The organism is Pasteuria ramosa, from assembly GCF_056496785.1.
In genome coordinates this window covers 910,257-922,252 of the sequence record NZ_CP143099.1, presented here as the reverse complement: position 1 = coordinate 922,252, position 11,996 = coordinate 910,257, and the positions used below count along the sequence as shown (strand labels likewise).

The window sequence follows — 11,996 nt, the reverse complement described above, 5'->3', positions numbered from 1 at the left end:
ACCCTCCATATCTTCTAACGCTGTATAGGCTGTGGAAAAGAATTAACTCGTGGCAAACGAACTGTTGACCATTCCGCTATACGTCTTTCTATCTTAGCCACAACTACTGTCATATCATCACAAGCCTTTTTACCTCGTTTTTGCCAAGCAAGATCTAAAAGCTCATCAGCAAAACATTTTGGATCAAATGTGGTAATTTGTTTTAAATAAGCAAACCAAGCTTCGTCATTAAAAGCTTCATAAACGCCATCTGTCATTAAAATTACTAAGTCACCTGAAGTTAGTGATAATTGCAAAGGTTCAATATCGAGTTGTGGCAAAATACCTATCGGTGGATGTGAAGAACGGATACGTCTAATATTCTTACCTTTTTTGATAAAACCAGGAGCTGAACCTATTTTTAAAAATTGGCTTTGTGCGGTATATAAATCCACTAAAACAAGATCAACGGTTGAAAACATCTCATCATCATTCGCCTTTAGGCGTAAAACAGTGTTAACTGTCCTAACAGCAGCTAAAGGGGAAGTACCTACCTGTAGTAAACGCTTCAATAACCTTAAAGCAGATTGACTCTCCTCCTGAGCGCGATGACCATTACCCATACCATCACTAACAGCAAAAGCAAATTTTCCCGTACCTAAATCAAGTGCACATGAACTATCACCTGAAACCAATTGGCCATCTTTAACCACTGTAGCTTGTCCTACACGTAAACGGTATTTTTGTGCCGAACCAAATGTTAACATCACACCTTGCTTGTCCATAGCACTTGTATGACGTAAAACATTAACCGGTTCACCTAAAATTTGACTTAAAAGCGGTGTCATCAAACGACAAGCACTATCCTGATGTTCTAGTTTAGCTAACGTTACTTCTACTTCCATCCTACCCGCATGTAAACTGATTGCATCAACACGCTCTAAGGGAATCCCCAGAGAAGACAAAGAATCATACAATTGCCCTCCACATGCCTCTGCGACACAAATTTCTTGGCGAATTTCATATGCTAAGTTACGCATTACTTCCGACATGCTATTTAATTGATCACTCAACAAACTATGGACAGCATTAATACGTATATCTTCGTTTTTAAGCGGAAAACGATGTTCATAAGCATCACAAAGAAACTTCGTCGTCGATTTAGAACGAACACAATGACGTATCCAAGAAGCTGGCGGTAAATTACGCTCTTTTTGATCCAAGCTATCGATCATCTTAGCTAGTTCTTGACATGTAACATCAATATACTTATCCCAACATAAAGCTTTCTTAGGACATCCAGAGCAAATACGTTCAGCCATAGAAGAAGCTAAATCAGCGAAAACAGGTCGTTCATTGCCTTCCTTATATGTATACTTGGGATCAAAATTCAAAGATAATTCCTCAAAAACAGCTACAAAACGCTCAACTCTTTCAGCTGTAACATCACGCAAACGATTAAAATAACTTTGCTGTCCAGTCTCATTAGCATCAAGACGTGGTAAAAACATAGCTAGTTTTTGAGCCCGTTTATAAGGAAATAAAAACACAAAACATATTGGTAGTGCAACATTGAACACATCAATCCAAAATAAAGCTGGTTGGAAATTTAATGATATAAAACTAGCTGCACAAAAAGTGAAACTTATCAAAACGCCTCGCTTTTTATTATTAGACCAAAAAATAAAAGTAATCAAACTAGCCAAAGGTAAGTATGGGAAAATCGTCGGTTGCATTATGTTAGTATAATCATTAACTAAAAACGAAAAAGAAACTACAAGCAGACCAAAGATACTCCCCCATAACCCGCCGCCTATCCAAGTGATCATCATTGCACAAAAATAAGCGAGTAACTTAGATAATGATATACCCCAAAAAATAAATGATGAAGTACCTATAATGATAAAAGATAGGGTTAAAAGACAAGCTGTCGTTAATTCTAATCGCATGACAAAACGATTACGTTTTGCTACAAAGAGCGGTAAAGTTTTGAAAAAAACGCTTGTAATCAAGATAGATGCTACTATTTCCATAATCTTGATACAAAAAGACATAAAGGTTAAAGGGTAACCACAAAACCAACCGACAATAATGGATAAGAAAGAAGCTAAGGCTATCCACAAAGCATAAAAACGAAGATTTCCTTTTGTTAAATTATCACAAATAAAAAGAAATAAAAGCAAAAAAAGCAAAGTTAATAATTTTAACCAAAAAAAGGATAAAAAGCAAGAACCAATTAAAACGCCTGAAACAGCATACCAAAAAGCAAAGCGAGCTCCCCAAAAAACGGAAACAATATAAGGCAATGAAAAAGGTGACAGCACTCCCAATAGCTCCGCGCGTCCCAAACTCACCCCTACAAGGAAAAGGCATAAAATGGTCCATGGCCCGTGCAACCTTCCGCGAGCTAATCCTCCGACCATATTGAATAAATTCATAGAAATACGCCTCCCCAACTACACGACACTAAACTGCATAGGTTATTGTAGCAGTTGGAGAATGGAAAATTTGTCAAAAGATTGTTTAAAATCAAAAACAATTTCCGACGCATATCATGGTATTTCAATCTTTTTTTCATAAAATTGGTTAATAAAAAACCCAAAAAAATTATCCAAAAACACATGTTAAAAAGCGTTTAAGGACCTAATCGAATGATTAAAAGATATGTTAATATCTATGCTTGTATTTAAATTACATCATTAATAATCACCTATATTAATATTTATAGAAAAAACAAAAAAACAAAAAAACATAAATCAAAAAAAACAAAACAACATACAATCCATAAAAAATAAACACTAAGCTTGTCCAAAAAACCATTTCCAAGAGAGTTCAAGAACCTAATCGTATTTACTAAAAGATATGTAAATGGCTATTTTTGTTTAAATTACTAATTTGCTATATTAATATTTCTTAACAAGTCAACTAGCTAAAATCCAATAAATAACTTTACTGTACAAGTATAGTACGAGCTTGTCCAAAAACCTATGTAACAGCGAGTTGCAAAACCTAATGGAAAACACTAAAGGCTTATAATAACAGCTATTTTGGGTTTTGAATTACCTCATGACTAATTAGCTATTTAACGTTTCTGGAAAAGTCCTGCATTAGTAAGAAATGCAAAATAATTATAGGCAAAATTTAAATATTTAATCTATACCGGTTTATGGTCAAGCCAACAGATTTGAAATAAATATATATTTTATAAAATATTATCACTCGTATATATTGAATAATAATGTTTTTCGTTATTTATTAAGTTAAAAAATCAACAGGGAATTTTATTGGATATATTTGTATTTAAATTAGCTTATAATAATATTTAATAGATAATAAACTATAAATTGTTAATTTAGTTGGCGGATTTTTTATCGTATTTGAAAATATATTCCTAATTTTAATCTATTCGTTCCCTTTATTTGTTATATTTATTTTAAAATTAGATCACGTCCGTTTAAGGTGGAATCTAACTAATTCTAATAATAAATTTTTAAATAAAAATCGCATTTATATTTTAAAATACTCCAAATTTGTCATGTATTTATCTTGGTTATCAGTTTTGTTATTTATGTGTTTCAAAGAATATAATAGATATATTAATGATAAAGCTAACTATACAAAGTTATAAATACCTGTTATTATATCCCATATAATATGCATAATTATAATTAGCATAGGTTTTAGTTTGTTTATTCCGACATTAAGAAAGAAAATCATAGATAAATTTAGTTTAAAGCATAATAAATATGCACATATTTTAACAGTAATTTTATTTGTGATTTTCATTTATAGATATTCTTTTTCTCACTCTTCAGAAATGATCAAGGAAATAGAAATCACAGGGTCTGAATCTAGTTTTTTATGGTCTCAAATAAAGATTTTGATTTTAAATATATTGGTTACACTATCCGTATTAGGATGTTATCGCACACCAAAACACATTTTCACCCGCTTAGGATTTATTCGTAAATTTTCATGGAAAATTTTATTTTTAATAATATTAATAACTATTTTAAGTAAATTTGCATCTCCAATAATGTTTGGTTTGCTAACTTTAGTAAATGAAAAACTTGGGTGGTCTTTAAATAATAGTATAATCACCCCTAACCTCTCTGTGTGGTCTGAAATTTTATCTATGTGTCTAATACCGGCTATTGGCGAAGAACTTATATTCAGAGGAGTTTTACAACCTAAAATAGGTATTTTTTGGACTAGTTTATTATTCTCAATTATGCATAATCAGCACAATATAATAACTGTATTTATTATATTTATGAATTCTCTTATAGGGGGTTGGTCATATAAAAGCTATGGTCTCTGGTCCTCCATTTTGCTCCATTTATTAAACAAACTCTTTATCTATTTTTCATATGCATTATCAAAATAAAAATAAATTCCAAATACAGGTAAATATATCTAAAAATACAAATTAAATTTTAAGAAAAAAAAGCATAAAAAATGTATAAAGCCCAAAACAACACCATTACATAATATATAGTGTTTTGGGCTTTATATTTTAAAAAAAATTATTAAGTATATCATATATTATATATTTAATAAGTATATAAATATATAATAAGCATCTTATTAAATACAATTTTAAAAAATCTTATTGTATTTTATCCCAGAGAAAAGATATATAAGCCTTCTTGGCATACTAAAAACGACCCCAAAATTAAACATAATGGCAATAATAGATAAACTCGCTAATATAAAAAATTGGTCTGTAAAAAGATAAAGACAATGAAATATATCATACATATTGGGTAATAAAACACCGTAGATAAAAAAATAAACAGCAATGTCTTATTTATATAACATTCCGTAACATCGTTTTTTATGCCCCACGAATTTTCAAAATACTTCTGAATTTTAATTAATATACACCATAAAGCTAAACAAATACTCGTAAACAAAAAATAAGGGAAATTAATAAAGAGCTTGTCCAATAACCCGTGTTAAATAGTTTTTAAGACTCTAATTTAATGCACGAAAAGCTATGATAATGTCTATTTTTGTGTTTAAATTACACCATTACTAATCTGCTATATTAATATTTATGTACAAGTCCAAAGAAAGAAGCAAGTGAGAATAAAAGCAAACCCATGCCTATCATATAGATTAAAAAAAAGCGAGAAGGTCGTACTTTGTTTTCATTATAAGCTTTATCAGTTGCTTTCTTTATATTACTAGAAACCTTTGACCAATAATCATAATTTACATAAATAATGTAGTTAATATAATTAAATACAAATTTAGCTAAAAATAAATATATCGAACAAAACCAATTAGGAAATTTATTTTTGTTTTTAAAAACAAAAACATTTTTATCTTTAATATTATACTTAAGATATCCCGAAAAACCAATTGTATTATATATCGTTATCACTATAGCTAAGAGAACAAAAAATTTATAAATTGAATCAAAAGAAAATACGCTATTTATTATAGGTAAATCTAAAAGAAAAGCTTGTAGATCTAAATCAGCAAAAGAACTAGTTGGTCGATCATACGGAAAAATACGAACCCGTTTTATAAAAAGACAGATATTCAAAAATCCTAATATTAAAAACAATAAACCCATAATTCTGAAATAAATTTTAGAAAATAAAGTATATCTATCTATATTAGAAAACAAAAAAGCTCACCCTTTTCTATCTTCAACAAAATCTGTTACAAACCTTAAGACTCTTTGCATAGTCCTTACAGATATCTGTAGTCAATATACCAAACATACAATAACAGCCACTGTAAGCGGTCCTCCTGTAACAATACAAGCGGCTAGACAACCTACTCTCATCCCAATTACTCCATAAACAAAATTCACAGAACCTTGACAAATATCACAAGCCAAATCTCTTTTAATCCGTGAGCTTTTTTCTGCATCTATAACTTGTTTTTCTGTACCATTAAGATCAGAAAAATAAAAATAACTACCACTTTCGGTCTGCACTTTAGCAACAGATATAAAAGATCCATCAAAAAACTTAGACCTTGTATGTAATATCTGACCTACCTTAGATTTCGTATTTTTATCCTGAATATCTTTGATCATAAAAGTTTGACTCATACTAGGACCTAACTTTGCTTGAATCTTATCCTTAGCGGACTCTGGTAAATTATTATCAGTAAAATCAACGTTAATAGCTTGTAAACTCTTAGAGCCACTACTTATATAAAAACCATCTTCTTCTAATTTATAGACAATATATTTTAAATATTCCGAATATTTATGAAGATTTTTTTAGCCCTGCCCTTATTACGATATGAAACTTTAACACCTTCCAAAAAATTATGATCAATACTTTGTGTAACTTAACTACAAGTCTCAGATGATATTTCTGGTGGCGAAGCCAGCACAGATAAAGGAAACATAACTATCATTAGACTAATCATCAAACATTTAAATCAAAGTTTATTAAACATAAAAAACCTCATAATATATTTAATGGGAAACAATAAAATTATAAAATACGAAATCTGTACTTGACAAAAAAATAAGGACATAATTTTGTATTTTTAAAAACGAACTCAATAAAGTTTCTGTACATGCCAGAAAATGTAACAAAAAATTGTAAATTAATTTTGGACGCAATTCCCCTATGAAACTCTTAGCTGTTTTTGAATTTGACTAAGATAAACCCACAATTAAGCTTGTTAGTATATATCATAAAAAAGCATTTATTTTTCTTTCTATATATATTAAGATTATTAAGTAGATTTACTAAATCTATATATAGATATAATATGGGAAAAAATAATATTACAGAAAAGTAAAGATAAAATAACTTTATAGATATAACTTGATAATGTCTGTTTTTGTTTTTAAAACCTTAAGATATAATATATTGTAAAGAAATGCCCTGATATTTTCTTGTTTTTATTAATAATTTAAATTTTTTGATTTCTTCATGTAAATTTATAATAAACTTTTTAAGTTAATTTTTAAAAATCAAAAATTACGGCCTAATTTTTTCCGCAAGCAAAATATTTTAAAAAAATCTATGGTGTAATTTAAAAAAAACAAATAGATATCATCATAGCTTTTTGTGTTTAAATTAGGTTCTTAAACACTATTTAATATAGGTTATTGGACAATCTCAACGTGGTTTTTTGGACCAGCTCTATGGAAAACTTATAAAGTATCAAAGATGAAAATCTTATCTCTAATCTTTTTATATAAAATTAATTTTTATTTTATAATTTATATAAAAATATAAATTATAAAAATATAAAAATATAAAAATATAAAATATTTAAACTATATTAGTAGCATATTAATTTACTTGAAAATATTGTTTAAAAATATTAATATAACATTTGTATTATTTTTAAAATCTTTCTGGTAATAATATACGGAAAATAGTTTAAATTTTTAATTATTTTTATAAAATATAATATTAATATAAGTTTCTAAATGGAAAATCTTGTCTTGAAACTTATTATGTATATTATAGTTCTAAATATACTTTATCAAAGAAGTAAAAGAGGTTAATCTGATTAATGGAAAAATATAAGAAAATAACCAAATATAGATCAAAAAAATTATACGCTACTTTAGCTCTTTTGATTTCTTCTGCATATCAGATTATTAACTGTAAATGCAAAAAAAGAAAAAACATGTAAATTATTAATAAAAATAATAAAATATGATTATATTTCCAAAGTTTACAATATATTATATTTTATTTTCCGATTTTACAAACAAAAATAGACATTCCTCTATCACCTGTGTAAAATATAAGTGCCCTAACAAAAACCAACAGGGGGATAGCAAATGTATATTAATTGTAGTTTAACAAATAAATCTAATTTGGTCAAATTTTTTCTTAAATTGGGGTTAATATCCCAATTTACTTCATCTGTTTTTAATAATATTTTACAGATTATTGATGGTATGTTGTCACAAAACTTTAACGGAACTTTGTCAGATATTCATAAAAAAAGCTTTTATAACAGGTGCCAACAAACGATAAGTAATATGATGATTAATTCAAAATGGGATGAAAAAACACTTAGTGACGCCACGAAAAATATTGCTTATGAATAATTTATACATCAAGCTAAGATAAAAAACCTTACTTTCTGATAATTGACGATACAGTATGCGATAAGACAAAGCCGTCATCATCAGCTGAATAACCTATACAAGCATCGGGTTATCATTATTCTAATCTAGATAAAAGAAGTGTATATGGTCATTCTATTGTTCAAGCTATGTTACATACAGATGGTTTAAGCTATCCTATAGAAGTTAAACGTGCTAATAAAACAGAAATCAATAAAATGGATACTTCTTGCAATATCATATCTAGTGCGCCCGAGCCAGATAGTAAAGCATATGTTTGCGTAGATTACTGGTATATTTCAAAAAAGATCATCGAAACAAGCTTAAAAAAGGATTTAATTTTATAGGTGCATTAAGAATCGATATTGTGATTTGTCCTTTAGGCATTAAAAATCAAATAAAATGTTTTTAAATTTTATAAAAAATACAGATAAAAAAAGTTTTTACCATTAAAAAACAAAAGTATAGTGTTTATAGATATGAAGGTAATCTTAATTTTATCGACAATGCGGTTGTCCTTATTTGCGTTAAGGAAAGTCAAGATATATCTAAAGCAAAAGCTTTTATTTGCACAGATATGGAGCTAAGTAATGAAGAAATTCTAAATTATTATTCGAAAAGATGGGAAATCGAAACCTATTTTAGAAAAGCTAAAAATTATCTTTCTTTGCAAGGATACCAATTCATATCCAAAAAACTTTAGATTGATACTTAATTTTACAAATTTTTGTAGCAATGTATTGTATACATACAGGTAATGGTAATCTCCTAAAGGGATTACGTAAATATCAGGCTAAAAAAGAAGCTACTCGAATAGAAGATATGATTGATATATTCATTTCATACTCGGAAGAGATAATATCATATTTAGATATTCCTAAGCATATATCTGTGAAGTTTATTTTATCACGTGCCAAAAAAGGATTAAGAGCAGCACTAAGGTCCTACTGTTATCAATTTAAAGAGGTAGCCTAAATCTGCAAATAAAATTAAAAAGGATAAATATGGTAAAAAACCTAAAAAAGCTAGGTTTGTTTTTTGACCATTTATAAATATAATTAAATTTATTATAACAATACAAATATATAAATTCTCTTTTTAGAGTAATTAAACATAATGATGTTAAATTACTCTAAAAATAAAAACTATCTTTTGTATAAACAAATAATGTTCAAACTTAGATTATAATAAACTTTTCAAGTTAATTTTTGAAAATCAAAAATTATTTGCGCGCCTGAACAACCAAGTCGCTTATAGATCGTGTCCTCAAAGAATGATATAGCCGATTCTGACCTTTATTTTATGTTTATTTGATAATTTAATATTATCGATAAATTTTAAACATAAAAACAAGTCTATTCTATTTAAAAATTTTTTATGCAATTTTAAATCATATAACTGATGCTTCTTTCATAAATATCGTAAAAGCTTTATCGATGCATATCTGCCAATATACCTTTAAAACTATTCGATATCATTCCTCCTACTATATGCGTGATATGATTTAAAACTGGCTTGGTAAAATAGAGTGATAGCTTCCATTTTTTAAAACATTTGTTAAAAACTTCTTTATTTTGTGATAAAAGATTTATAGTAGACATATTTTATCTCCTCCGTGTAGTTTATTTTTGTTACTTATATCTGACACAGAGGAGAAAGGTATTATGGCTATTTTTTCTCATTTTTTCCTTCTTAAAATCTAATTTACAATTTTTTAATGCATTTTCATCAGGTAAGTACAGAGAAGTTGTGCCTAAACTTTAATGCAGGGTGTATTTAAGAATAATAAAGTGTCTTAAAAGATGTTATTATCATTACTTTCATGATTATATTTTATCATAATTGTTAAAATCTAAATAAACATGTTTTGATCAGGGAACTAAGTTTTACTTATTTAGAATATCTATGAAAAAATTACTTTTTATAAAATTAAGAAAATGATACATTTAAATTAGTATAGATTGAAGTTAAATATTAGGCATAAAATACATATTGAATATTTACTGAATATAATTATCCATATTTTTTCTTAAGAAAGTTATATAATTGATCCCACGTGATTTTGTTTTTTGCCAAAAGACATCTTAAATTACGTAATTCACAACTTTGTCCATTTTTTATAAGTTCAAATATTTGATCACTTAATAAAATATTTGAACTTTTCATATTGATTATATTTTTAGATAAATAAACCTCTAATTTATAATCCTCTTTTAGAGTATAAGTAAGAGCATCCTGAGTTTGTTTATAAATCGGACCATTTAAACTTTTCATATAGATGCCATTTTTATCAGAATCAATCTCAGATCCATAATCCGTTTTTTGAGTATCAGTAAGAGCATCCTGAGTTTGTTTATCAGTCTGACCATATGCTAGTATAGCTGGAATCAAATTTATCCATTCATACTGATGTGCATTTTGATCTTCCTTTATAGGACTAGATAAAGGTGAAAAACTCTTTGAATCCTCTGCACTACCTATACCACTTGCATTACCAGAACTACTTTTAATACCTGTACCACTTGCATTAACAGAACTACTTGCATTACCAGAACCACTTTTAATACCTGTACCACTTGCATTAACAGAACTACTTGCATTACCAGAACCACTTTTAATACCTATACCACTTGCATTACCAGAACTACTTGCATTACCAGAACCACTTTTAATACCTATACCACTTGCATTACCAGAACTACTTGCATTACCAGAACTACTTTTAATACCTATACCACTTGCATTACCAGAACTACTTGCATTACCAGAACCACTTGCATTACCAGAACTACTTGCATTACCAGAACTACTTGCATTACCAGAACCACTTTTAATACCTATACCACTTGCATTACCAGAACCAATTGCACTGCCTGACAGCGGACTGCCCCAACTGCCTTGACTATAAGGTGAATAAGGATGAATTATAATCTTATCCTGCATAATATTATCCTTCTTAGGAAACAGGATACTAACGTTCTCTATACTCAAGTCTGCCTTGGGATGAAAACCTACTCTTATATCTTTATCCTTTAATTTTATATGACGCGCACCAACAATCTCAATACCACTTCTATCTAAATCAGTTTTAGAACCGTCGAAATGAATTTTCAATTCACCCTCCTCTAACTTATAATAAAACTTATATTGAGAACCCTTACGCGAAATTATACCTTTAACGTTAACAGAATCATCGCCATCAATCGAATGAGTATCAGAATAAATATGATTCTCATTAGGTTTATAATTTTCGGCTTCAGATTCTGCAGGCTGTGATAAAAAAATATTATTGTTACAAAATAAGGAACCACTCATAAATAATGAGAATAGTGCGATTTTTTTTAAATCAATTTGCATTTTATCTGTAGCCATCATATATCACCTATTTTAAATGGTTTTTTATATATTTTTAAAAAATAACTAATGGGAATATCAGTATAAATTGCTGTATCTGTTAATTAATGATAATATTTACATAAAAATAACTATAAAAAAATATACTAATCTATTATTTTGATTTTTAATATGTTTTTTTAAATCTAAAAAAATCTTTATATATAATAATTAAAATTGAAGTATTCAAAAAATTAACCTAATGATGTTCATCTCAAGATATTAGTAATCAAATTAAATAATTAAGAAAGCAAAAATAGATCTCTAATAAAAAAGAACGATAAAACCCAAAGTATTATATTTATCTTTTATTTATATATTAATATTATTTAAAAACATAAAATAAATCAAATTGCTTATTACTGATTATTCTGTTTATATCTAAATCCATAAAAATTGCCAAGAATATAATCTGGTTTTAATTTAAAATTCTTAATTTATAAAAAATAATTTATATGTTATTATTAATTTATATTAACACATATTTAAGTTGATTAATATTTTATCAATATCATTTATTTTTTTTGGAAATTAACTTAAAAAGGTTATTAGAATC

10 protein-coding genes are annotated in these 11,996 nt (G+C 27.6%); 5 read left to right on the top strand and 5 right to left on the bottom strand.

Annotation, left to right across the window (positions count from 1 at the left end):
• Positions 1–14: 14 nt before the first annotated feature.
• The gene (locus VS182_RS04115; RefSeq protein WP_479492328.1) at positions 15–2,417 is read right to left on the bottom strand and encodes a SpoIIE family protein phosphatase; all 2,403 of its coding nucleotides are present in this window, start codon (positions 2,415–2,417) and stop codon (positions 15–17) included.
• 1,379 nt (positions 2,418–3,796) lie between these two features.
• Here VS182_RS04115 and VS182_RS04110 point away from each other — a divergent pair.
• Entirely contained in the window at positions 3,797–4,366 is a 570-nt protein-coding gene (locus VS182_RS04110) for a lysostaphin resistance A-like protein (RefSeq protein ID WP_479492327.1), read from the top strand.
• 663 nt (positions 4,367–5,029) lie between these two features.
• Here VS182_RS04110 and VS182_RS04105 read toward each other — a convergent pair.
• Both VS182_RS04105 and VS182_RS04100 read right to left on the bottom strand, forming a co-directional pair.
• The gene (locus VS182_RS04105; RefSeq protein ID WP_479492326.1) at positions 5,030–5,617 is read right to left on the bottom strand and encodes a hypothetical protein; all 588 of its coding nucleotides are present in this window, start codon (positions 5,615–5,617) and stop codon (positions 5,030–5,032) included.
• Positions 5,618–5,698: 81 nt separating this feature from the next.
• The gene (locus VS182_RS04100; RefSeq protein WP_479492325.1) at positions 5,699–6,034 is read right to left on the bottom strand and encodes a hypothetical protein; all 336 of its coding nucleotides are present in this window, start codon (positions 6,032–6,034) and stop codon (positions 5,699–5,701) included.
• 1,722 nt (positions 6,035–7,756) lie between these two features.
• Here VS182_RS04100 and VS182_RS04095 point away from each other — a divergent pair.
• From VS182_RS04095 to VS182_RS04080, 4 genes are all read left to right on the top strand, one after another.
• Entirely contained in the window at positions 7,757–8,029 is a 273-nt protein-coding gene (locus VS182_RS04095; RefSeq protein ID WP_479488926.1) for a hypothetical protein, read from the top strand.
• A 167-nt stretch (positions 8,030–8,196) separates the two neighbouring features.
• On the top strand, positions 8,197–8,394 hold the full coding sequence (locus VS182_RS04090) for a hypothetical protein (protein WP_479488925.1): 198 nt from the start codon (positions 8,197–8,199) through the stop codon (positions 8,392–8,394).
• Positions 8,395–8,471: 77 nt separating this feature from the next.
• Entirely contained in the window at positions 8,472–8,750 is a 279-nt protein-coding gene (locus tag VS182_RS04085) for a transposase (protein WP_479492790.1), read from the top strand.
• A gap of 32 nt (positions 8,751–8,782) precedes the next feature.
• The gene (locus VS182_RS04080; protein WP_479492324.1) at positions 8,783–9,022 is read left to right on the top strand and encodes a hypothetical protein; all 240 of its coding nucleotides are present in this window, start codon (positions 8,783–8,785) and stop codon (positions 9,020–9,022) included.
• 455 nt (positions 9,023–9,477) lie between these two features.
• Here VS182_RS04080 and VS182_RS04075 read toward each other — a convergent pair whose 3' ends face one another.
• Entirely contained in the window at positions 9,478–9,648 is a 171-nt protein-coding gene (locus VS182_RS04075) for a hypothetical protein (protein WP_479492323.1), read from the bottom strand.
• 412 nt (positions 9,649–10,060) lie between these two features.
• A complete protein-coding gene (locus VS182_RS04070; protein ID WP_479492322.1) occupies positions 10,061–11,419 on the bottom strand; it encodes a hypothetical protein in 1,359 nt (452 codons plus the stop codon).
• Positions 11,420–11,996: the final 577 nt, after the last annotated feature.